This is a genomic window from Ensifer sp. ZNC0028 (assembly GCF_000799055.1).
GTDB lineage: Bacteria > Pseudomonadota > Alphaproteobacteria > Rhizobiales > Rhizobiaceae > Ensifer.
The window spans coordinates 46,744-67,568 of sequence record NZ_JTLA01000108.1 but is presented as its reverse complement, the minus strand read 5'-3'; the positions used below and the strand labels follow the sequence as shown (position 1 = coordinate 67,568).

At 63.1% G+C, this 20,825-nt stretch carries 23 protein-coding genes; 15 read left to right on the top strand and 8 right to left on the bottom strand.

What is annotated here, in order from left to right:
• Positions 1 to 4: 4 nt before the first annotated feature.
• The 4 genes from L981_RS25300 to deoA are packed head-to-tail and all read left to right on the top strand — an operon-like array spanning position 5 to position 3,489.
• Positions 5 to 976 (top strand): ABC transporter permease, encoded by a 972-nt coding sequence (locus L981_RS25300; protein WP_043622808.1) that lies wholly within the window; start codon positions 5 to 7, stop codon positions 974 to 976.
• A 4-nt stretch (positions 977 to 980) separates the two neighbouring features.
• On the top strand, positions 981 to 1,373 hold the full coding sequence (locus L981_RS25295) for a cytidine deaminase (protein WP_043622805.1): 393 nt from the start codon (positions 981 to 983) through the stop codon (positions 1,371 to 1,373).
• On the top strand, positions 1,370 to 2,176 hold the full coding sequence (locus tag L981_RS25290; protein ID WP_043622802.1) for a purine-nucleoside phosphorylase: 807 nt from the start codon (positions 1,370 to 1,372) through the stop codon (positions 2,174 to 2,176). Before L981_RS25295 ends, L981_RS25290 begins: the two co-directional genes overlap by 4 nt.
• A complete protein-coding gene (deoA, locus tag L981_RS25285; RefSeq protein ID WP_043622799.1) occupies positions 2,173 to 3,489 on the top strand; it encodes a thymidine phosphorylase in 1,317 nt (438 codons plus the stop codon). The genes L981_RS25290 and deoA overlap by 4 nt, the downstream gene beginning before the upstream one ends.
• On the opposite strand, the gene L981_RS25280 is transcribed toward deoA, so the two are convergent.
• The 7 genes from L981_RS25280 to L981_RS25250 all read right to left on the bottom strand — a co-directional run bounded on the left by L981_RS25280 (position 3,482) and on the right by L981_RS25250 (position 8,961).
• Positions 3,482 to 4,006 (bottom strand): TIGR02281 family clan AA aspartic protease, encoded by a 525-nt coding sequence (locus L981_RS25280; protein WP_043622859.1) that lies wholly within the window; start codon positions 4,004 to 4,006, stop codon positions 3,482 to 3,484. The two genes, deoA and L981_RS25280, sit on opposite strands and share 8 nt — an antisense overlap.
• A 130-nt stretch (positions 4,007 to 4,136) precedes the next feature.
• Positions 4,137 to 4,766: a uracil phosphoribosyltransferase gene (upp, locus tag L981_RS25275; RefSeq protein ID WP_034805105.1), complete on the bottom strand. Its 630-nt coding sequence runs from the start codon at positions 4,764 to 4,766 to the stop codon at positions 4,137 to 4,139.
• Positions 4,767 to 4,881: 115 nt separating this feature from the next.
• Positions 4,882 to 5,850 carry an adenosine deaminase gene (locus L981_RS25270; RefSeq protein WP_043622796.1) on the bottom strand — a complete coding sequence of 323 codons (969 nt, stop codon included), beginning with the start codon at positions 5,848 to 5,850 and terminating at the stop codon, positions 4,882 to 4,884.
• Entirely contained in the window at positions 5,847 to 7,067 is a 1,221-nt protein-coding gene (locus L981_RS25265) for a phosphopentomutase (protein WP_043622794.1), read from the bottom strand. Before L981_RS25265 ends, L981_RS25270 begins: the two co-directional genes overlap by 4 nt.
• A gap of 141 nt (positions 7,068 to 7,208) precedes the next feature.
• On the bottom strand, positions 7,209 to 7,796 hold the full coding sequence (locus L981_RS25260; protein ID WP_043622791.1) for a TadE/TadG family type IV pilus assembly protein: 588 nt from the start codon (positions 7,794 to 7,796) through the stop codon (positions 7,209 to 7,211).
• 11 nt (positions 7,797 to 7,807) lie between these two features.
• Positions 7,808 to 8,431: a TadE/TadG family type IV pilus assembly protein gene (locus L981_RS25255; RefSeq protein ID WP_043622789.1), complete on the bottom strand. Its 624-nt coding sequence runs from the start codon at positions 8,429 to 8,431 to the stop codon at positions 7,808 to 7,810.
• A gap of 116 nt (positions 8,432 to 8,547) precedes the next feature.
• Positions 8,548 to 8,961 (bottom strand): pilus assembly protein N-terminal domain-containing protein, encoded by a 414-nt coding sequence (locus L981_RS25250; protein WP_043622787.1) that lies wholly within the window; start codon positions 8,959 to 8,961, stop codon positions 8,548 to 8,550.
• 257 nt (positions 8,962 to 9,218) lie between these two features.
• Between L981_RS25250 and L981_RS25245 the strand changes: the two genes are divergently transcribed.
• From L981_RS25245 to L981_RS25200, 10 genes are all read left to right on the top strand, one after another.
• On the top strand, positions 9,219 to 9,404 hold the full coding sequence (locus tag L981_RS25245; protein ID WP_043622786.1) for a Flp family type IVb pilin: 186 nt from the start codon (positions 9,219 to 9,221) through the stop codon (positions 9,402 to 9,404).
• A gap of 30 nt (positions 9,405 to 9,434) precedes the next feature.
• Positions 9,435 to 9,620: a Flp family type IVb pilin gene (locus L981_RS25240; protein ID WP_043622784.1), complete on the top strand. Its 186-nt coding sequence runs from the start codon at positions 9,435 to 9,437 to the stop codon at positions 9,618 to 9,620.
• Positions 9,621 to 9,735: 115 nt separating this feature from the next.
• Complete coding sequence (locus L981_RS25235) at positions 9,736 to 10,248, top strand: prepilin peptidase (RefSeq protein ID WP_043622782.1); 513 nt, start codon at positions 9,736 to 9,738, stop codon at positions 10,246 to 10,248.
• A 121-nt stretch (positions 10,249 to 10,369) separates the two neighbouring features.
• Positions 10,370 to 11,179 carry a Flp pilus assembly protein CpaB gene (cpaB, locus tag L981_RS25230; protein WP_043622779.1) on the top strand — a complete coding sequence of 270 codons (810 nt, stop codon included), beginning with the start codon at positions 10,370 to 10,372 and terminating at the stop codon, positions 11,177 to 11,179.
• Positions 11,176 to 12,735 carry a type II and III secretion system protein family protein gene (locus L981_RS25225; protein WP_052202011.1) on the top strand — a complete coding sequence of 520 codons (1,560 nt, stop codon included), beginning with the start codon at positions 11,176 to 11,178 and terminating at the stop codon, positions 12,733 to 12,735. Before cpaB ends, L981_RS25225 begins: the two co-directional genes overlap by 4 nt.
• A gap of 56 nt (positions 12,736 to 12,791) precedes the next feature.
• Entirely contained in the window at positions 12,792 to 13,487 is a 696-nt protein-coding gene (locus L981_RS25220) for a CpaD family pilus assembly protein (RefSeq protein ID WP_156134230.1), read from the top strand.
• A gap of 18 nt (positions 13,488 to 13,505) precedes the next feature.
• Positions 13,506 to 14,792, top strand: coding sequence for a CpaE family protein (locus L981_RS25215; protein WP_043622773.1), 1,287 nt, complete (start codon positions 13,506 to 13,508; stop codon positions 14,790 to 14,792).
• 17 nt (positions 14,793 to 14,809) lie between these two features.
• The gene (locus L981_RS25210) at positions 14,810 to 16,276 is read left to right on the top strand and encodes a CpaF family protein (protein WP_043622771.1); all 1,467 of its coding nucleotides are present in this window, start codon (positions 14,810 to 14,812) and stop codon (positions 16,274 to 16,276) included.
• A gap of 8 nt (positions 16,277 to 16,284) precedes the next feature.
• Positions 16,285 to 17,295 carry a type II secretion system F family protein gene (locus tag L981_RS25205; protein WP_043622769.1) on the top strand — a complete coding sequence of 337 codons (1,011 nt, stop codon included), beginning with the start codon at positions 16,285 to 16,287 and terminating at the stop codon, positions 17,293 to 17,295.
• An 8-nt stretch (positions 17,296 to 17,303) separates the two neighbouring features.
• Entirely contained in the window at positions 17,304 to 18,290 is a 987-nt protein-coding gene (locus tag L981_RS25200; protein ID WP_043622766.1) for a type II secretion system F family protein, read from the top strand.
• A gap of 166 nt (positions 18,291 to 18,456) precedes the next feature.
• Here the strand turns inward: L981_RS25200 and L981_RS25195 are convergent, their stop codons facing one another.
• Positions 18,457 to 19,281, bottom strand: a complete 825-nt coding sequence (locus L981_RS25195) for a tetratricopeptide repeat protein (protein ID WP_043622763.1) — start codon at positions 19,279 to 19,281, stop codon at positions 18,457 to 18,459.
• Between the two features lie 131 nt (positions 19,282 to 19,412).
• On the opposite strand from L981_RS25195, the gene L981_RS25190 reads away from it, so the two are divergent.
• Entirely contained in the window at positions 19,413 to 20,804 is a 1,392-nt protein-coding gene (locus L981_RS25190) for a M17 family metallopeptidase (protein ID WP_043622761.1), read from the top strand.
• The last annotated feature ends 21 nt before the right edge of the window (positions 20,805 to 20,825 follow it).

The window sequence follows — 20,825 nt, the reverse complement described above, 5'->3', positions numbered from 1 at the left end:
AGCCATGGATTTCTTCCACGTCATCGTGGTGCTCCTTGAGTCCACCATCCGCGTATCCGTTCCGCTGATCTTCGCAGCGCTGGCAGGGCTCTTTACCGAGCGCGCCGGCATCTTCGACATCGGCCTTGAAGGCAAGATGCTTGGGGCCGCCTTCGCCGCCGGCGCTGTTGCTGCCGTCACCCAATCCGTCTGGATGGGGCTGCTCGCCGCCATCCTGATCTCGATCGCGCTGTCGCTGGTGCACGGCTATGCCTCGATCACCCAGCGCGGCAACCAGATCGTCTCTGGCGTCGCCATCAACTTCATCGTCGCCGGCTCGACCGTCATTCTCGGTGAAGCCTGGTTCCGCCAGGGTGGCCGCACGCCGGCGCTCGGCGAAGGCGCGCGCTTCCAGACGATCACCTTCCCCTATGCCGACAGTATCCGGGAAATCCCGATCCTCGGCCCGATCTATTCGGACCTGCTTTCCGGGCATTTCATCCTGACCTATGTTGCCTTTGCCATGGTGCCGATCAGCTGGTGGATCCTCTACCGCACCCGTTTCGGCCTGCGCCTGCGCGCGGTCGGCGAGAACCCAGGCGCGGTCGACACCGCCGGTATCTCGGTGATCTGGATGCGCTATCGCGCCGTCATCTGCTGCGGCATTCTCTGCGGCTTTGCCGGCGCCTATCTGTCGCTCGCCATGACCGCCGGCTTTGTCAAAGGCATGACCGCCGGCAAGGGCTACATCGCGCTGGCAGCGCTGATCTTCGCCAAGTGGCGGCCGTTCAACATCATGCTTGCCTGCCTGCTCTTCGGCTTCCTCGATGCGCTCGCCATCCGCCTGCAGGGCAATCCGCTGCCGCTGATCGGTCAGGTGCCGGTGCAGCTGATGCAGGCGCTGCCCTACATCCTCACCGTGATCCTGCTTGCCGGCTTCATCGGCAAGGCCATCCCGCCGAAGGCCGGCGGCGTCCCCTATGTGAAGGAGCGCTAGAACCATGGAAAAGGAACTGTTCGAAGCCGCGCGCGACGCAATGGCCAAGGCGCATGCGCCCTACTCGAAGTTTCCGGTCGGCGCGGCGATCCGCGCCGAAGACGGCAAGATCTACACCGGCGCCAACATCGAGAACCTGTCGTTTCCAGAGGGATGGTGTGCCGAGACCACCGCGATCAGCCATATGGTCATGGCCGGCCAGCGCAAGATCCTGGAAGTGGCCGTGATCGCCGAGAAGCTGGCGCTCTGCCCACCTTGCGGCGGCTGCCGTCAGCGGCTGGCGGAATTTTCCGGCGCCAGCACGCGTATCTTCCTCTGTGACGAGACCGGGGTGAAGAAGACCCTGGCGCTATCCGATCTCCTTCCGCACAGCTTCGAAACCGAGATCCTGGGATGACCGCGGCCGCTGAACTGTTGAAGGCCCGGCTCGGCGACCTGTCTCCGCGTTATGGCATCGTGCTCGGCTCCGGCCTCGGTTCGCTGGTCGAGGCTTTGGACGAGACGTTGCGCCTCTCCTACTCCGAAATCCCCGGCTTCCCGGTCAGCAGCGTCTCCGGTCATGCCGGCGAGCTCGTGGCCGGAACGCTCTCGGGCGTGCCCGTTGTCATGCTCTCCGGTCGGGTTCACTACTACGAACAGGGCGACGCCAATGCGATGCGCGGTCCGCTGGAAACCCTGAAGGCGCTCGGCATCGAATGCCTGGTGCTGACCAATTCCGCCGGATCGCTGCGCGAGGATCTGCCGCCGGGATCGGTGATGCGGATCTCCGATCATATCAACTATTCGGGCTTCAACCCGTTGATCGGCGTCGAAAGCGACGATCGCTTCGTCGGCATGACCAATGCCTATGATGCAGAGCTTGCGGGGCGAATGCAGGAGAGCGCCGAACGCCTCGGCATTCCGCTTCTCGCCGGCGTCTATATGTGGTTTTCCGGCCCGAGCTTCGAAACGCCGGCGGAGATCCGCATGGCGCGCATCCTCGGAGCCGATGCGGTCGGCATGTCCACGGTTCCGGAAGTCATCCTCGCACGCTTCTTCGGCCTCCGCGTCGTTGCCGCCTCTGTCATCACCAATTTCGGCGCCGGCATGACCGGTGGCGAGATCAGCCATCACGAGACCAAGGACATGGCGCCGGTCGGCGGCAAGCGGCTGGCCGCGATCCTCGCAGACATGATCGCGGCCGACGCGGTGCGCGGGTGACGATGCTTCCGCAGGAAACCATCAGGCGCAAGCGCAACGGCGAGCACCTCGCCCCGGCCGAGATCGCGGATTTCATTCGCGGCCTGTCGGATGGTTCGATCTCCGAAGGGCAGGTCGCCGCCTTCGCCATGGCGGTCTGGTTCTCCGGCATGAGTCGCGAGGAGACCGTCGCGCTGACATTGGCGATGCGCGACAGCGGCGAGACGCTCGACTGGAGTGGCATTTCACGCCCGATTGCCGACAAGCACTCGACCGGCGGTGTCGGCGACAACGTCTCTCTGATGCTGGCGCCGATCGTTGCTGCCTGCGGGCTCGCCGTGCCGATGATATCAGGGCGTGGCCTCGGGCACACCGGCGGCACGCTCGACAAGCTCGAATCCATACCCGGCTATGATATCCAGCCGTCGGCGGCTGTTTTCCGCCGCACGGTCGACGAGATCGGCTGCGCGATCATCGGCCAGACCGCCAATCTCGCGCCTGCCGACAAACGCCTCTATGCGATCCGCGACGTCACCGCGACCGTCGATTCGGTACCTCTGATCACGGCCTCGATCCTGTCGAAGAAGCTCGCTGCCGGCCTTCAGTCGCTGGTGCTCGACGTCAAGCTCGGCAACGGTTCCTTCATGAGCGACACGCGCGAGGCCGAGATCCTGGCGCGCTCGCTGGTCGATGTCGCAAACGGCGCCGGCGTGCGCACCTGCGCACTTCTAACCGACATGAACGAACCGCTGGCAGACGCGGCCGGCAATGCGCTGGAGATCGACAACTGCCTGGCTTTCCTGCGGGGCGAGAAGAAGGGAACACGGCTTGAAACGGTCGTGCTCGCCTTTGCCGCCGAAATGCTGGTGGCGGGCGGGGTTGCCGGCGATGCCGAACAGGGCGAAGCCCTGGCGCGTAAGGTGCTTGGCAGCGGAGAAGCGCTGGAACGCTTCGGGAAGATGGTCCATGCGCTGGGTGGACCAGCGGATTTCATCGAGCGCTCGGTCGCCTATCTCGGCCGTGCGCCGGTCATCCTGCCGGTCGAGACCGAGCAATCCGGCTATCTGGCTGCCTGCGAGACGCGGGAACTGGGCATGGCCGTGATCGCCCTCGGCGGCGGGCGTTCGCATCCGGACGACAGGATCGATCATCGCGTCGGTTTCGACGCCCTGAAGCCGCTTGGAACGCGGGTCGAGAAGGGCGATTTGATCGCCTTCGTTCACGCGGCCGACCAGGGGGCTGCGGAAGCGGCCCGGCGACGCCTGCTGGAACTCTACACGATCGACGACGTCGAGCCGGAGACGAGGTCTCCGATCCTGGCCAAGATCACCTGACGAGGTGCAGGGCGCCGTCCTCCACGCGGAAGGACGACAATCGGTTGAGGAAAGTCATGCCGATCAGCGTGCCGGAAAGCGCCTTGTCCGGCAGCACAAGCGCCTGCACGTCGCGCACCACGATACCGCCAATCTCGATCCGGCTCAGCATGGTCGGAGCCGCTTCGATGACCCCGTTGGCGGTGCTGACGCGGGAGGCAAACGAGAGTGAGCTCGCCGAGATGCCGAGCCGGCGCGCGGTTGAAATGTTGATGGCAATGGCGCTGGCGCCCGTGTCGACCAGTCCGCGTTCGGTGCGGCCGTTGATGCGAAACGTGCCGAAGAAATGTCCCCTTCCGTCCGCGTCGAGCACGACGCTGCGTCCAGAGGCGTATTTCGCTGTCATTGCCGGCGCGGCAGGCGTCGTTTCGACGGCCGAGTTGCTGTCGGCCTGTGTCAGGACGCTCGTCGCGAAGTGAGGCACCAGCATCGCCGCAAGCGCGGCCACACCGGCCAATGTAAGCAGACGGACGAGCATGGACATCACCTCTCGATCGAACAGATATGCTCGTGCAAGTAGAGCGGATGACGCCTAAGAGGGCATAAAAAAACCGCCGGGATCCGGCGGTTTTTTCATCGACTTCAGATCCTGGTTAAGGATCAGCAAATCACTTGGTGCCGTACATGCGGTCGCCCGCGTCACCCAGACCGGGCATGATGTAGCCGAGTTCGTTCAGGTGGCTGTCGATCGAGGCCGTGAAGATCGGCACGTCCGGGTGCGCGCTCTGGAAGTTGCGGATGCCTTCGGGCGCGGCGAGCAGGCAGAGGAAGCGCATGTTCTTGGCGCCGCGTTCCTTCAGCTTGTCGATCGCGGCGATCGACGAGTTGCCGGTGGCAAGCATCGGATCGACGACGATGATCAGGCGCTCTGACAGGCTCTCGGGTGCCTTGAAGTAGTATTCCACCGCTTCGAGTGTTTCATGGTCGCGATAGACGCCGATATGGGAGACGCGGGCGGAAGGCACCAGCTCGAGCATGCCTTCGAGCAGCCCGTTGCCGGCGCGCAGGATCGAGGCGAAGACAAGCTTCTTGCCTTCGAGGACCGGCGAGTCGATTTCCTGCAGCGGCGTTTCGATGCGCTCCATCGTCAGTTCGAGATCGCGCGTCACCTCGTAGCAGAGCAGCGTCGAAATTTCCCGAAGAAGCCGGCGGAAACCCGCAGTCGAGGTCTCCTTCTTGCGCATGATGGTCAGCTTGTGCTGCACAAGCGGATGATCGATCACTGTAACGCCGTTCATGGCTCACCTTTCCGGATTTTTGTATCCGTCCTTTTTCCATGGAATGCGCCGTCGCCGCAAGGGTATTGGCCGGCGGGAGACCGTCATCCCCAGCCGGCAAATCGCGACCTGTGCCCTAGATCCGCGCCAGCAGCAGCTTACGCGTCGGCTCGTCGACGAAGGCGGCTTCGATCGCGGTCCTGGTCATGCCGTTGATCTCACCGTCGCTGAAGCCCATCACTGCGGAGGCGATGTCGTATTCCTGGGCGAGCGACGTATGGAAGAACGGCGGATCGTCGGAGTTGAGCGTCACGCGCACGCCGGCCTCGTGCAGTGCGCGCAGCGGATGCGACGCGAAATCCGGGAAGACCTGAAGCGAGATGTTGGAGCCGGGGCAAACCTCGAGCACCACGCCGGCGTCCGCCAGGCGCCGCACCAGATCCGCGTCTTCGATCGCCCGCACGCCGTGGCTGATGCGCGACGGGCGCACATGGTCGAGCGCGTCGCGCACGCTGAAGGCGCCGGACAGCTCGCCCGCATGGATCGTCAGCCCCAGGCCGGCATCACGCACGATGTCGAAAGCGCGCGCGAAGTCGGCGACCTTGTGCATGCGTTCCTCGCCAGCGAGGTTGAAGCCGGTGACGAGCTTGTGCTCGCGCCTCGCGGCGAACTCGGCCGTCTTGATCACCGATTCCGGGCCGAGATGTCGGATGCCGGTGATCAGCATGCGCGATTCGATGCCGGTCTTCTGCCGGGCCGCTTCCATGCCGGCCGCAAGGCCTTCGAGATAGGCGTGGGCACCCAGGCCGATCGTGTTGCCGTGGTCGGGCGAAACGATGATCTCGCTATAGATCGTGCCCGCTTCGGCGAGTTCCGTCAGGTAGGCTTCCGCGAGCAGCGCGTAGTCTTCCTCGGCCTTGAACAGCGAGGCGATGGCGTCGTAGCACTTCACGAAACTGGTGAAGTCTTCCCAGACATAGGCCTTGTCGCGGATGATCGCGCTGGTGTCGACGCCGTATTTATCGGCCTGGGCGAGAGCCAGCTCGGGCGGTGTCGCGCCCTCGATGTGGCAATGCAGTTCCGCCTTCTTCAGATGTGCGGTCAAATGAGGCTTCTCCCATGGTGGCCCGGCGCGATGCCGAGATGCTTGGCGACGGTTTCGCCGATATGCGTGAAGGTGTTGGCAATGCCGAGCGAGCGGCTGCGCAGCGACGGCCCGAACATCAGCACCGGCACGCGCTCGCGCGTATGGTCGGTGCCGCGCCAGGTCGGATCGCAGCCATGGTCGGCCGTCAGGATGACGATGTCGCCCGGCTGCAGGCGCCGGTCGAGATCGGGCAGGCGTGCGTCGAAGGCCTCGAGCGCCGCCGCATAGCCGGCAACGTCGCGGCGATGGCCGTAGAGCATGTCGAAATCGACGAAATTGGTGAAGACCAGGCTGCCGTCCTCGGCCTCGTCGATGGCTGCGAGGCTGGCATCGAAGAGCGCCATGTTGCCGTCGGCCTTGGTCAGCTTCGTCACCCCCTGGTGGGCGAAGATGTCGCCGATCTTGCCGATGGCGTGGACCGTGCGCTCGGCCTCCACCAGTCGATCGAGGATCGTCGGCTCGGGCGGCAGCACCGAGAAGTCGCGGCGGTTGCCGGTGCGCACAAAAGTCTGCGGGCTCGTGCCGACGAAGGGGCGGGCGATGACGCGGCCGATATTGTAGTCGTCGAGCAGGCGGCGAACGATCAGGCAAAGCTCGAGCAGCCGGTCGAGGCCGAAGCTTTGCTCGTGCGCTGCGATCTGGAAGACCGAGTCCGACGAGGTGTAGCAGATCGGCTTGCCGCTGCGCATATGTTCCTCGCCGTGGCGGGCGATGATGTCGGTGCCGGAGGCGTGGCAGTTGCCGAGAATGCCGGGAATGTTGGCCTCGCGGCAGATGTCTTCGACGAGCTCCGGCGGAAAGGCGTCGCCTTCGGCGGAGAAGTAGCCCCAGTCGAACATGACCGGTGTTCCGGCGATTTCCCAATGACCGGAGGGCGTGTCCTTGCCGCGCGATACCTCGCTTGCCGCGCCATAGGCGCCATAGACGCGATTGGGCACAGGCATGCCCTGGGGAACGGTGCCGGTCGCAAGCTTCGCCGCGTGGATCAGACCAAGCGCAGACATGTTTGGCAGGCTGAGCGGCCCCTCGCGCAAACCGGGCCGGTCGGCAGCGCCGATAGCGCAGAACTCGGCGATATGGCCAAGCGTATTGGCACCGAGATCGCCGAAGGCTTCGGCGTCGGGCGCCCCGCCTATGCCAAAGGAATCGAGAACGAATAGAAAGGCACGCGCCATGATGCACCTGACAGCGGGCGCGCAGCGATTGCGGCCCGAAACCTCCGGAAAAGCGCAGGCGCGCCCTCTAGGGCACCCGCGCAATCTCGAAGGGATAGCGCCGCTTGTTGTTCAATGCAATTGCGTCGGACACCCGTCCGATCAGCAATCCGAGCATTTTATCGGCTGGGAGAGGCGTGCGTGGAAGTAGGCCGTCTTGGAGAGATCGATGGTCTTTGCCGTCGCCTGAAGGCTTGGCGCATAGAGCAGGAGTTCATGCGGTACGGTCAGTTCCGTGCGAATGACGAAGGAGTTGGTCGCCGTGAACTGGGCGGGCAGCGAAACCTTCGTATTGACGGCATAGGGCGTGGCGCCTGCCTGATCGCGCGACCACAGGATCGTGCCCTCATTGGTGTTCGTGACCGCGATGCCGCTGATCTTCAGCGTGTAGTTGGTGTTCCCGTAGGGCGCCAGGATGCTCTTTGCGATGTTCGACACATTGGTAAGGAAGGCCTTGTTGACCTCCGTCTGCTGCGCGACGACGTCGGCCGTAGCGCTTGCGGCGCGCGCGGTCTTGCCGGCAACGGTAAAGCCGACCGAAAGTTCGAAGGCGCCGAGATAAGCCACCACCAAAAGCGGGGCGACCATCGCGAATTCGACCGCACCGACGCCGCTCTTGTCGCGCCGCAGCGCGCCAAGAGTTTTGGTGATCGGCTTGAGGCGCAGGATTTCTAATGCGGAATACGACATCGCGGGGCGCCTCACTCGCTCTCGTTTCGGAAGGTGGCGGTCGCCACCATGAGATAGTCCTTCGGCATGCTTGAACCGGCTGGCCGCAGGTTGGTGATGAACGGCCTGACGAGGTCCGTGAAGACGCTCCAGCGATAGTAGGCGCGAAGCACGTTGAACGAGCCGGGGCCGCCGGGGGCAAACTTGAAGCCGGTCGTGTCGATGTCGGTGGAATCGGTCTTGCGCGGGATCAGCACGGGAAACTTGCTGAGATCGGCGACCGCTCTGACGTCCAGATAGAATTGCGAGGGTTGGCCGGCTTCGGTCGCCGAGCACTTCATCAGGACCGAGATCTCTTCACAGAACGCCTGGCGGAACTGCGCCTCGCTCATGTCGGTCTGTTTTCCCTGCTGGAAGGTGATCTGACCGGTGCGGACCTTGCGCGCCATCGTCTCCGTCGCATTCGCAAGTAGCTGGTCGCCGTAGAAGGCGGCGAAGGTTTCGAGCGACGCGAAGATCACCACGAAGAAGGGGAGCGCGAGAATGGCGAACTCGATGCTCGTCGTGCCTTTGCGGTTGCGAAGGAAGCGGCTGAAGATGCCTTTTCGCCATTTTTCGGCCCCGCTCGGCCGCCCTGTGCCCTGCTCGATGTTCATTGCGCCGTCCCATCATGTTACGCCAGACGGGCGGCAGATTATGGAGCAACCATTGATATTTCGTTCTCAGGGGTGATGTGTATTTTAACGAATCACCGGCCTGGAACCCATAAAAATCAATTGGTGCTACCTGCGGTTTTGCGTTCGGCGTGACGCTCGCAATTTGGTGTGCAGGAGAGCACGGTGCGGGACGTCTGTTTGTAGACGCGCACGGTGTTGCCTTCGTCGATCGACACCAGGATGCGCTCGTCGACGATCGCGTTTCCGTCCTGATCCAGGATGACCAGGTTGGTGGTTCCGAAGTTGCGGCCGGTGATCACGATCGTACGGGCGTCGGCAACCGTTGCGTCCGCAACCTCGGCATTGCCGATAATGACCTTGCTGACCGGGCGATCGAGCTTCAGTACGCGCGCGTGATCCATATACACGCGCATCATATCGCTCTCGGCCGCGGCGGCAACCGATGGAGCAAGGGCAGCGATCGCGAATGCGAATATGGCGGCTCGGCCGGTCGCGAATGGCGTGGTCATGGCGGGTCCCTAGGTGGTGTTCACGCCATACTCCCTTGTCTTGGTGAATGAACCGTTAAGTCAAGCCCGTCGAGGCTTTGCGGAGGCCTTGTCGTTTTCTGTTCGTTTACCCAAAAATCAGGGACGCTTCGTTAACCTTCAGGTAACCGCCTTCTTTAAGTCGATGGCAATGCGCCAGGACTAGTTTGGGGTTCATCCGATCAACGGCAACAGTTGGCGGAAGTGCTGAACAACAAACGTGAAGTAGGAGAATCATCATGAAGAAGATTTTTGCCCGTCTGATGAAGGACGAGTCCGGCGCGACCGCCATCGAATACGGCCTGATCGCAGCCCTCATCTCGGTTGCCCTGATCGCTGGTGCCAGCACCCTCGGCAACTCGCTGAACAGCACGTTCAACGGCCTCGGTGGCAAGCTGACCAGCACCACGTCGGGCAAGCTCTAATCGGCTAAACGCAAGCGAGGGGAAATTCGCATGACGAAGATTTTCCGCCGCCTGCTACGGGATGAAGCCGGCGCGACTGCCATTGAGTATGGCCTGATCGCGGCTCTCATTTCCGTCGCCCTGATTGCTGGTGCGACCACGCTCGGGAACTCCCTCGATTCCACGTTCAATGGGATCGGTGGCAAGATCACGACGACCACGGCCGGCAAGCTCTGACGAAACAGGTTTCGCAAGAACCTGCAATAGAGCCGCCCCCAAAAGGCGGCTCTATTGTTATCTGGAAGCCAGCAGGCATCGCAGATTGTTTGCTCTCATTTCGGAGGCAGGAAACATGATTGAAGCCGCCATTTTCGTGGTTTTTCCCTTTTGTCTGGGATTCGCGGCGTTTTCTGACCTGCTGACGATGACGATCCCGAACCGTGTTTCGGTGATCCTGCTTGGCGTCTTCTTCCTGGTGGCGCCGATGTCCGGCTTGGGGCTTACGGAAATCGGCCTGCATCTTCTCGCAGCCGCTGCAGTCTTTGCCGCATGTTTTGCCCTGTTTGCGACGAACGTGATGGGGGGCGGAGACGCGAAGCTGCTGACGGCCAGCGCCATCTGGTTCGGCCTGACGCCGTCGTTGACGGCCTTCCTGCTCTATGTCTCGATCTTCGGTGGGCTGCTGACGCTCGCGGTGCTTTTGTTGCGCCGGCAGGAGCATACGATCCTTGCGAGCGGCATTCCTTTCCCGCAGCTGCTGCTCACCGCCAAGAAAGTTCCCTACGGGATCGCGATCGCGCTTGGGGGCTTTGCCGCCTATCCCTCGTCGCCGCTGATGGAGGCGGCCTTCGCGCGGCTGTCCTGAAAGGTCACGCGCCCGGCTGGTCAACTTTCGTTAACTGCGCTCATAAGTAATCCGTTAACCATAATTACACCAATTCCTGATCAATCTGACCCTGGCATTTTTTCGGGGCTCGGAAACAATCATGAAACCGGTTCGCATCATCATACTGGCAGTGGCCGTTCTCTCGGCTGCGATGGCCGGTCTTTTGGCGATGAGGCTGACAGGCGCGCCTGCGCCGCAGATGGCTGAACCGGTCGTCGAGCGTGCCCCCACCGTCAACGTGCTTGTCGCCAGCAAGAGCCTGCCCGTCGGATCGCGACTGGGCGGTGACAGCATCCAATGGATGGCCTGGCCGAAGGATGGCGTGGTCGATGGCATCATCACCGAAGAAAACCAGCCGACTGCGATCGACGATCTGACCGGCGCGGTCGTGCGCCTGCCGATCTTCAACGGCGAACCCGTTCGTCACGAAAAGGTGGCCGATTCGTCCAGCCGCATCATGTCGTCGCTGCTCCCAGCGGGTAAGCGCGCCGTCGCGACCGAAATCACGGTCGCCACCGGTGCCGGCGGCTTCATCCTGCCGAACGACCGCGTCGACGTGATCATGGTGCGCAAAGGTGACGGCGAGCTCTATCTGACCGAAACCGTGCTCAGCAATGTGCGTGTGCTCGCGATCGACCAGCAGGTCGAGGAAAAGGATGACGGCACCAAAGCGGTGGTCGGAACCACGGCCACGCTGGAACTTACGCCTGACCAGTCGAAGGTGATGACGGTCGCACAGCAGATGGCGGAACGCATTTCGCTGGCGCTTCGAAGCGTCGCCGACGCACAGGAGCCTGACACGGATGCAGCAGACTATCTGCTGAGCGGCGACGGCCAACCGAACATTCAGGTCATCAAGTCCGGCTCCATCGTCAAGGGCGATGGCACGGTCGGCCAGACGCAGCAATGACAGACACGGGCAGGAACCAGGTGAGCACGGGGCATAAGGTGAAGCGGAGCGGAAACAAATTTCGGGCGTCTGTCGCAGCCGGCCTATCATTCTGCCTGGCGGTGACCGGCATGTATCTGCCGGCGCCGACGGAAGCCTTTGCCGGCGCGTCCTCGGTCGTCCGCATCGTCGAAAGCGGCCCGGGCGTGAAGAAGAAGGTCAGCCTCGGTTTGAACAAGGCCGTGGTCGTCGACTTGCCAGCGGACGCGCATGATATCCTCGTCGCCGACCCGTCGCTCGCCGACGCCGTGACCCGCACCTCGCGGCGCATCTACCTGTTCGGCAAGTCCGTCGGCCAGACCAACATCTTCGTCTTCGGTCCCAACGGTGAGGAGATCGTCTCCCTCGACATCGAGGTCGAGCGCGATGTCTCCAACCTTCAGTCCAACCTGCGCCGCTTCATTCCGGATGCCGATATCAATGTCGAGATCGTCTCGGACAACATCGTGCTGACCGGTACCGTGCGCACGCCGCTCGATTCCACCCGCGCCGTCGACCTTGCCAAGGCCTTCCTCCAGGGCGGTGAAGCGACCACACGCAACATCACGGCCCAGGGCAACAACGGCGACGCGGATATCTTCGCCGAAGACCGGCAGGTGTCGCAGATCGTCAACCTTCTAACGATCGACGGCGACGACCAGGTCAATCTCAAGGTCACCGTTGCCGAGGTCAGCCGCCAGGTGCTGAAACAGCTTGGCTTCAACGGCCGCGTTGGCGACGGCGAAAGCGGTATCGCCTTCCGCAACCCGGCCAACCTCGGCGATGCGGTCGGCATCGGCGTGAACGCGATCATCAACAAGACAGTCGGCGGTACGACGATTTCCAGCTACATCAACGCGATGGAGCAGGCCGGTGTCATGCGGACGCTGGCTGAACCAAGCCTGACGGCGATTTCAGGACAGGAAGCGAAGTTCTACGTCGGCGGCGAATTCCGTCTGCCGGGAACGCAGGAAGTTACTGAAGATAAGGTCATCCGCGAAGTCAACGATGTCGAATATGGCATCCGCCTGAACTTCAAGCCGGTCGTGCTCGGGCCTGGCCGCATCAGCCTGAAGATCGAGACGAACGTTTCTGAGCCCACCTACGAGGGATCTGTCGTTACCGGCAACGGCAAGAACACGATCCCGGGCAACACCTTCCTTGGTATTCGCAAGCGCGAAGCTTCGACCAGCGTCGAGCTCCCGTCCGGGGGCTCGATCGTGATCGCCGGCCTGGTTCAGGACAACATTCGCCAGGCGATGTCCGGCCTGCCGGGCGCAGCGAAGATCCCGGTTCTCGGCACGCTGTTCCGCAGCAAGGACTTTGTGCGCAACGAGACCGAACTGGTCATCATCGCCACGCCCTATCTGGTCCGCCCGGTTGCCAGAAGCGCGATCTCCCGGCCTGACGACAACTTCAATCCGGTCAACGACCTCGACAGCTACTTCCTCGGTCGCGTGAACCGCATTTACGGCCGTCCGGAGGCAGTGGCTCCGGCAGGCCGTTACCACGGCAACGTTGGCTTCATCTACAAATAGGCTGGGTCATGACGCTTCGAACCGATTCTCACGCGAATTCCGAAAGGCCGAACGCCATGTCCTCAGGTCCGTCAGGAACATTCATCCGTCGCACGAGCCGGGCGGCCATCCTGGTGCTGGCCGGTGCCCTGCTTGCCGGTTGCGGCACGCGGGACAATCTGGCGACCGGCTCCATACCCGACGACTACCGCACCCGGCATCCGATCGTGCTTGCCGAAGGGGAGCGGGTCATCGACATCCCGATTGCCTCGGGCGATCGCCGTCTCACCCAGGGCACGCGCGATGTCATCGCCGGCTTTGCAGCCGACTATCGCAACTCGGCAAGCGGGGTCGTGCAGATCATGATGCCGCGGGGGGCTGCCAACAGCCACGCAGCCCAGGCGATGCGCCGGGAGATCCGCGGCGTGCTGGCGAGCGCCGGCGTGCCGCCCAAAAGGTTGCTGGAGACGAGCTATGACGCCGGACCCTACGGCGATGCCGCGCCCATCCGTCTGAGCTATGTGGCGATCACGGCGCAGACGGGACCTTGCGGCACCTGGCCGGAGGACCTGAACCTCAACACCATGGAAAACAAGAACTACTACAACTTCGGTTGCGCCACGCAATCAAACCTGGCGGCTCAGATCGCCAATCCGACGGACCTCCTCGGGCCGCGTCAAACGTCGCCGATCGACGCGGTGCAGCGCGGCCAGGTGATCTCGGACTGGCGTGGAACCGAGAAGAAGGACGGCACGGTCATCACCTTCAACTGATATCGGCTGGATGAAAAGATGAGTACCATCGATTACAGGATCGAAACTGGCGCCGAGGGGGACGACCCGTCCTTCGATGCGCGCACGAGCGATCTGGAGCAGGTTCGGCCGTTGCCGCGGATTTCGATCCACGCGTTTTGCGAAAGCAACGCGATGTTGCGGCTGATGGAGCGCTGCGGGCAGGATCGACGCATGGCGAAAGTGAGCCTGCGCATCAACAGCGGCAGCATCGACGCCGCCGCGAACATGTTTGCGACCGTACCGACGCCCAACCTGATCATCCTCGAGACGGCGACGGAGCCGCGGTCGCTGCTGACTGAACTGGCGCCGCTGGCTGAGGTCTGCGACCCCAGCACCAAGGTGATCCTCGTTGGCAAGCACAACGATATCGGGCTCTACCGCGAACTCATCCGCAACGGCATTTCCGAATACATGGTCGCGCCGGTATCGATGCCGGATATTCTCACGGCCGTGTCGGCGATCTTCGTCGACCCGGATGCCGAACCCTTGGGGCGAAGCATCGCCTTTATCGGTGCGAAGGGCGGCTGCGGATCGTCCGTGATCGCGCACAATTGCGCCTGGGGCATCTCCAGCCTGTTCTCGACCGAAACGATTCTCGCCGATCTCGACTTGCCCTACGGCACGGCTAACATCGATTTCGACCAGGATCCGCCGCAGGGCATTGCCGAAGCGGTTTTTGCGCCGGAGCGCCTGGACGAGGTGTTCCTCGATCGCCTGCTGACCAAATGCTCCGAGCACCTGTCGCTGCTTGCCGCGCCGTCGATGCTCGACCGCGCCTATGATTTCGAGACCGGAGCTTTCCACCCGATCCTCGAGATCCTGCAGCGCAGCGCTCCGGTTTCCGTTCTCGACATCCCGCATCTGTGGACGGACTGGACGCGCTCCGTGCTCGGCGAAGCCGACGAGGTGGTGATCACGGCGATCCCCGACCTTGCGAGCCTGCGCAACACCAAGAACCTGCTCGATGCCATGAAGAGGCTGCGCCCCAACGACAAGCCGCCCCATCTGGTGCTGAACCAGGTCGGCATGCCGAAGCGGCCGGAGATTGCCGCCAACGAGTTCTGCGATTCGCTGGAAATCGAAGCGGCAGCCATCATTCCCTTCGACGCGGCCCTGTTCGGCAACGCTTCGAACAGCGGGCGGATGATTGCCGAAATCGACAAGAAGGCGCCGGCCGCTGAAACCTTCTCGCAGCTCGCACATCTTCTGACCGGCCGCGTGACGATGAAGAAGGCCCGGCGCGGCGGCCTTGGCAAGATGCTCGCAGCGCTCGGCAGGAAATAGGACGTAGGATTACCCAGATGTTTGGCAAGCGCGGAAACGAAGGCTTCGGTAAAGGCGGCGGCACCCCGGTTTCCGCCCCGCCGCCGATCGTGGCTGCGGTGCAAGCGCCGGTGGTCGAGCGCGCCGTTCCGGTTCTCGCCGATACGCCCTCCGCTGGCGCCAGATCGCCGACACCCGCCCCGCCGGCAAGGCGGCGGCAGGCGCGAACGGAAGACTATTACGACACCAAATCGCAGGTCTTTTCCGCGCTGATCGACACGATCGACCTGTCGCAGCTCGCCAAGCTCGATACGGAGAGCGCGCGCGAGGAAATCCGCGATATCGTCAACGACATCATCACGATCAAGAATTTCGCGATGTCGATCTCCGAGCAGGAGGAACTGCTCGACGATATCTGCAACGACGTTCTGGGCTACGGTCCGCTCGAGCCGCTGCTTGCCCGCGACGACATCGCCGATATCATGGTCAACGGTGCCGGCCAGACCTTCATCGAAGTTTCCGGCAAGGTGCAGGAATCGGAAATCCGGTTTCGCGACAACGCGCAGCTTCTCTCGATCTGCCAACGCATCGTCGGCCAGGTCGGCCGTCGCGTCGATGAATCGAGCCCGATCTGCGACGCGCGCCTGCCGGATGGGTCCCGCGTCAACGTCATCGCCCCGCCGCTCGCCATCGACGGCACGGCGCTGACCATCCGCAAGTTCAAGAAGGACAAGCTGACGCTCGAACAGTTGGTCCGCTTCGGTTCGATCACGCAAGAGGGCTCTGTTCTCCTGCAGATCATCGGCCGCGTCCGCTGCAACATCGTCATTTCGGGCGGCACGGGTTCGGGCAAGACGACGCTGCTCAATTGCCTGACGCGCTACATCGACACGGATGAGCGGGTGATCACCTGCGAAGACACAGCCGAACTGCAATTGCAGCAGCCGCATGTCGTGCGCCTCGAAACTCGCCCGCCGAATATCGAAGGCGAAGGCGAGATCACCATGCGCGATCTCATCAAGAACTGCCTGCGCATGCGGCCGGAACGCATCATCGTCGGCGAAGTGCGTGGCCCGGAGGTCTTCGACCTGCTCCAGGCGATGAACACCGGCCATGACGGTTCGATGGGGACGATCCACGCCAACACGCCGCGCGAATGCCTGAGCCGCATGGAGTCGATGATCGCCTTGGGCGGCTATACGCTGCCGGCAAAGACCGTGCGCGAGATCATCGCCGGATCGGTGGACGTCATCATCCAGGCGTCCCGCCTTCGCGACGGGTCCCGCCGCATCACCCACATCACCGAGGTGGTGGGTATGGAAGGCGACGTGATCATCACCCAGGACCTGATGCGCTACGAGATTGACGGTGAAGACGCCGGCGGACGGATTATCGGCCGCCACATGTCGACCGGCATCGGCCGGCCGCATTTCTGGGATCGTGCCCGTTACTTCAACGAGGACAAGCGCCTGGCTGCGACCCTCGACGCGATGGACAAGGGCTAGGAGCTGCGATGTTCGGGATAGACATCACCGTTCTGGCACTCGCGGCCCTCGTCGCCATATCGGCGGCGGCGCTTGCCTACGGCCTGCTGTTCTCGCGCATCGAAAGCGAAAAGAAGGCGGAAGGCCGCGTACGCAAGATCAGCGCAGCGGAAACCGACCGCGCCAAGATGAAGGCCGCGCGCGACCGCGTGAGTGAACTGTCCAAACGGAGAAAATCCGTCCAGGATTCGCTGAAGGAGCTGGAAAAGAAACAGCAGGAGCGCTCGGCCAAGACTGCCCCTTCGATGAAGGTGCGTCTGACACAGGCGGACCTGTCGATCTCTATCGGGCGCTTCTATCTGTTCAGCGCACTGTTCGGCTTCTTTGCTTTTCTTGTCGTGTTGATGGCGGGGGCCGGGCTTGCCATTGCCGCCGGCTTTGGCCTGGTCGCCGGTCTCGGCCTGCCGCGCTGGTTCATCGGCTACCTGATCAAGCGGCGCTGCAAGAAGTTTCTCGAGGAGTTCCCGAACGCGCTCGAGGTCATGGTCCGCTCGATCAAGTCGGGCCTTCCCTTGAACGACGCGTTGCGTCTCATCGCCGCCGACGGTCAGGAACCGGTCAAGACCGAGTTTCGCCGCGTGGTCGAATCCCAGCAGGTGGGCCTGAGCGTGACCGAGGCCTGCGCCCGCATGGTCAACAGCATTCCTCTGCCGGAAGTGAATTTCTTCGCCATCGTGATCGCCATCCAGGCGCAGGCGGGCGGTAACCTCTCGGAAGCCCTCGGCAACCTGTCCAAGGTCCTGCGCGAGCGCAAGAAGATGCGGGCAAAGGTCAGCGCCATGTCGATGGAAGCCAAGGCCTCGGCCTGCATCATCGGCGCCCTGCCGTTCATCGTCGCGCTCTTGGTCTACCTGACATCGCCCGCCTACATGATGGTGCTTTTCACCGACCCGCGCGGTCATCTGATCATCGGTGCCGGCCTGTTCTGGATGAGCATCGGCATCTGGGTGATGCGCAACATGATCAACTTCGACATCTGAGGGCCTCGATGAGCACGAACCTGATCAAGACCCTGACCGATCCGAACGTCGTCATCGCCGTCCTGGTTTCGCTCGCCGTGCTCGCGACCTTCTATTCGCTGATCGTGCCGCTTTTTGATCGCGGTGACCTCGGCAAGCGGATGAAGTCCGTTGCCACCGAGCGCGAGCAGATCCGGGCGCGCGAACGTGCGCGGCTTGCCGCCGAGGTACAGAACGGCAGGGCAAGCCTGCGCGGGCAGAACAACGCCTCCATCCGGCAGATCGTCGAACGCCTCAATCTGCGTTCCGCGCTCGTCGACGACAACACCGTCAACCGGCTGAAAATGGCCGGCTTCCGCTCGCAGAACGCGCTCAACACCTTCCTGTTCGCGCGCTTCTGCCTGCCTTTCCTGTTCCTGCTCGTAGCGCTCGTCTACATCTTCGTCCTCGGCAACTTTGTCGACAAACCGTTCATGGTGCGGCTGTTCTTCGCGATCGGCTTTGCCTATCTGGGCTTCTACGCGCCGAACATCGTCGTGACCAACGCGATCTCCAAGCGCCAGGCGTCTATACGCCGGGCCTGGCCGGACGCGCTGGACCTCCTGCTGATCTGCGTCGAATCGGGCGTGTCGATGGAGCTGGGCATGCGCCGCGTCGCCGACGAAGTGGCGTCCCAGTCGCAGCAGCTTGCGGAAGAGCTGGTGCTGACGACGGCGGAACTGTCGTTCCTGCCCGAGCGCCGGGTTGCGCTTGAAAATCTCGGTCAGCGCACCGGCCTCGATGAGGTCAAATCCGTGGTCCAGGCGCTGATTCAGGCGGACCGCTACGGCACGCCGATCGCCCAGGCCCTGCGCGTGCTTGCACAGGAAAGCCGCGACCAGCGTATGACCGCAGCCGAGAAGAAGGCGGCCGCTCTGCCGCCGAAGCTGACCGTGCCGATGATCCTGTTCTTCCTGCCGGTGCTGGTCGCGGTCATTCTTGGACCGGCGGGCATCCAGGTCGCCGACAAGTTCTAGGCAGCGGCGCACCGCCACCGGCGCTCAATTATCGTCAGGGGATTGCCTGTGCGCAGCCGTAGACAGGCATGCCGCGCAAATGTGCGCGGCAGACTTGCTGACTGTTTAGGCAGTAGATCGGAAGCCTGGAGGCGCCAAGGGCGTCTCCGAAGAATGCGGTTCGCCTTTAGTTGGCGACCTTCTTGTCGTCGGCCTTGGCGAGTTCTTTCCATGCGCCCTGCTGCGACAGCATCGAGCGCAGATAGGCGACGTTCGCTTCCGCCTGTTCGCTGGAAAGCTCCTGGCGGGCGATCGTCTCGGCTTCCTGGAAGCGGCCCTGAAGGCCGACGGCGAGCGCGAGATTCTGGCGCACGCTGCTATCGGCGCCGGGCTGGCTTGCCGCAGACTTGAGATAGGTTTCGGCGGTGCGAAGGTCCTTGGTCAGAAGGTAGGACATGCCGAGATTGGAAAGCACCGACGGCTCGTTCGGCTTGAGCTCGAGGGCCTCGCGGTAGCGCAGCCGCGCTTCCTGGGCGCGGCCCAGCTGGTCGAGGATCGCGCCCTCGGCCGATTTCAGCTTCCAGTCCGGACGGTCGGGCGTCTGCGCCCGGCCAATCGTCGCAAGCGCCTGCTCGAGCTGGCCGGCGGCGGCCTGGGCCTTGCCGTAGGCGCCGAGCACTTCGCGGTCGGACGGATGGTTGATCGCGACCTGCTGCATCACCGCAAGCGCCTGTTCGTTGCGGCCGGTCATGCGCAGGAGATTGGCGTAGTTGAGCCCCGCTTCGCGGTCTTTGGGGTTCTTCTCGTAGGCCTGGCCGATGCTTTCGGCAGCGGCCGAAAGCTCGGTCGCGGTCATGGACTGCACCGGTTTCGACGTTCTGGAGATCGACCCCGTCGTCAGTTCCTTCTTCGGCTGATTGGCGCAGCCGGCAAGCGCAAGCGCCACCAGCGCGATTGCCGCGCCCTGGAAGAAACGGGCGTGTTTCGAGGATGAGGTCGTATATTTGGCCATGTGTGTCCCCAGTATGCATTCGCGCACCTGAACTTCAGACAACACCGGCGCAACTTTCACTCCAGCAATAATCTGTTAACCCTAACAGAGCGTTAATGGCGCGATTCCATCTCTGTCAGCCGAGGACTTTCATGGCCCCCTATCAGTTCATCGAGCGGCCGTCGCCGTTCAACACCAGCGCCGGCAAGACCCTGCCGATCTTCGCCGTCACGCCGGCGCATATCGAGACGGGGACGATCGACCCGATCGCTTTGGACTGGGCGCGCAAGGCAGGCTTCACGGCCGATTCCGGCGCGGTGCTGTTGATCCCGTCCGCCGACGGCCATCTTGGTGGCGCGCTCTTCGGCCTCGGCAGCAATCCGTCGGAAGCGCCGTTCCTGGCTGGCAAGCTGGCGCGGGCGCTGCCGGCGGGCAAATGGCATATCGAAACGGCGCCGCTGACGGCCAACCGGCTCGCGCTCGGCTACGGCCTCGGCTCCTATCGCTTCGAGCGCTACAAGGCCGCCAAGGGCGAACCGCCGACGCTGCTCATTCCGGCCGATGCGGACGCAACCGATATCAAGCGCCAGCTCGCCGGCGTGTTCCTCGCCCGTGACCTTATCAACACGCCGACCAACGACATGGGACCGGAAGCGCTCGAAGCGGCGTTCCGCGCGCTGGCCGCCCACTACAAGGCCGATGTTTCGGTCATTACGGGCGAGGCGCTGCTGACGCAGAACTTCCCGCTGGTCCACACCGTCGGCCGCGCCAGCGCCGAGGCTCCGCGCCTGCTGGAGCTGCGCTGGGGCAAAAAGGGCCACAAGAAGGTAACGCTCGTCGGCAAGGGCGTGTGCTTCGACACCGGTGGTCTCGACATCAAGCCGTCGGCCTCCATGCTGTTGATGAAGAAGGACATGGGCGGTGCCGCCAACGTGCTTGGCCTGGCGCTGATGATCATGGACGCCAAGCTCAAGGTGGATCTGCGCGTCATCGTGCCGGTGGTCGAAAACTCGATCTCGGCCAACGCCTTCCGGCCCGGCGACATCTACCGCAGCCGCAAGGGTCTGACGGTTCAGATCGACAACACCGATGCCGAGGGCCGGCTGATCCTCGCCGACGCGCTGGCCTATGCAGACGAAGAAAAGACCGATCTGCTCGTCGACATGGCGACGCTGACCGGTGCCGCCCGCGTCGCGCTCGGTCCGGACCTGCCGCCATTCTTCACGGACGATGCCGATCTTGCCCATGATCTCACGGAAGCAAGCCTCGAGGTCGACGATCCGATGTGGCGGATGCCGCTTTATAACGGCTATGACAAGGATGTTTCGGCCCGTATCGCCGACCTGACCAACGCGCCGGCGGGCGGTATGGCCGGATCGATCACCGCGGCACTCTTCCTCCGGCGCTTCGTCACCAACGCCAAGAGCTGGGTGCATTTCGACATCTTCGGATGGGCTCCGTCCGAGCGTCCGCATTCGACGGTTGGCGGGGAGGCGCAGGCGATCCGCGCGCTCTACCAGCACGTCCAGAAGATGGCGAAGTAACCGCAGCCAGGCGGAACCGGC

What these genes read in the sequence shown, in the direction of transcription:
- L981_RS25300 (WP_043622808.1), top strand. Translation starts at nt 5, where the DNA reads ATGGATTTCTTCCACGTCATCGTGGTGCTCCTTGAGTCCACCATCCGC.
- L981_RS25295 (WP_043622805.1), top strand. Translation starts at nt 981, where the DNA reads ATGGAAAAGGAACTGTTCGAAGCCGCGCGCGACGCAATGGCCAAGGCG.
- L981_RS25290 (WP_043622802.1), top strand. Translation starts at nt 1,370, where the DNA reads ATGACCGCGGCCGCTGAACTGTTGAAGGCCCGGCTCGGCGACCTGTCT.
- L981_RS25280 (WP_043622859.1), bottom strand. Translation starts at nt 4,006, where the DNA reads ATGCTCGTCCGTCTGCTTACATTGGCCGGTGTGGCCGCGCTTGCGGCG.
- upp (WP_034805105.1), bottom strand. Translation starts at nt 4,766, where the DNA reads ATGAACGGCGTTACAGTGATCGATCATCCGCTTGTGCAGCACAAGCTG.
- L981_RS25265 (WP_043622794.1), bottom strand. Translation starts at nt 7,067, where the DNA reads ATGGCGCGTGCCTTTCTATTCGTTCTCGATTCCTTTGGCATAGGCGGG.
- L981_RS25260 (WP_043622791.1), bottom strand. Translation starts at nt 7,796, where the DNA reads ATGTCGTATTCCGCATTAGAAATCCTGCGCCTCAAGCCGATCACCAAA.
- L981_RS25255 (WP_043622789.1), bottom strand. Translation starts at nt 8,431, where the DNA reads ATGAACATCGAGCAGGGCACAGGGCGGCCGAGCGGGGCCGAAAAATGG.
- L981_RS25250 (WP_043622787.1), bottom strand. Translation starts at nt 8,961, where the DNA reads ATGACCACGCCATTCGCGACCGGCCGAGCCGCCATATTCGCATTCGCG.
- L981_RS25245 (WP_043622786.1), top strand. Translation starts at nt 9,219, where the DNA reads ATGAAGAAGATTTTTGCCCGTCTGATGAAGGACGAGTCCGGCGCGACC.
- L981_RS25240 (WP_043622784.1), top strand. Translation starts at nt 9,435, where the DNA reads ATGACGAAGATTTTCCGCCGCCTGCTACGGGATGAAGCCGGCGCGACT.
- L981_RS25235 (WP_043622782.1), top strand. Translation starts at nt 9,736, where the DNA reads ATGATTGAAGCCGCCATTTTCGTGGTTTTTCCCTTTTGTCTGGGATTC.
- cpaB (WP_043622779.1), top strand. Translation starts at nt 10,370, where the DNA reads ATGAAACCGGTTCGCATCATCATACTGGCAGTGGCCGTTCTCTCGGCT.
- L981_RS25225 (WP_052202011.1), top strand. Translation starts at nt 11,176, where the DNA reads ATGACAGACACGGGCAGGAACCAGGTGAGCACGGGGCATAAGGTGAAG.
- L981_RS25220 (WP_156134230.1), top strand. Translation starts at nt 12,792, where the DNA reads ATGTCCTCAGGTCCGTCAGGAACATTCATCCGTCGCACGAGCCGGGCG.
- L981_RS25215 (WP_043622773.1), top strand. Translation starts at nt 13,506, where the DNA reads ATGAGTACCATCGATTACAGGATCGAAACTGGCGCCGAGGGGGACGAC.
- L981_RS25210 (WP_043622771.1), top strand. Translation starts at nt 14,810, where the DNA reads ATGTTTGGCAAGCGCGGAAACGAAGGCTTCGGTAAAGGCGGCGGCACC.
- L981_RS25205 (WP_043622769.1), top strand. Translation starts at nt 16,285, where the DNA reads ATGTTCGGGATAGACATCACCGTTCTGGCACTCGCGGCCCTCGTCGCC.
- L981_RS25200 (WP_043622766.1), top strand. Translation starts at nt 17,304, where the DNA reads ATGAGCACGAACCTGATCAAGACCCTGACCGATCCGAACGTCGTCATC.
- L981_RS25195 (WP_043622763.1), bottom strand. Translation starts at nt 19,281, where the DNA reads ATGGCCAAATATACGACCTCATCCTCGAAACACGCCCGTTTCTTCCAG.
- L981_RS25190 (WP_043622761.1), top strand. Translation starts at nt 19,413, where the DNA reads ATGGCCCCCTATCAGTTCATCGAGCGGCCGTCGCCGTTCAACACCAGC.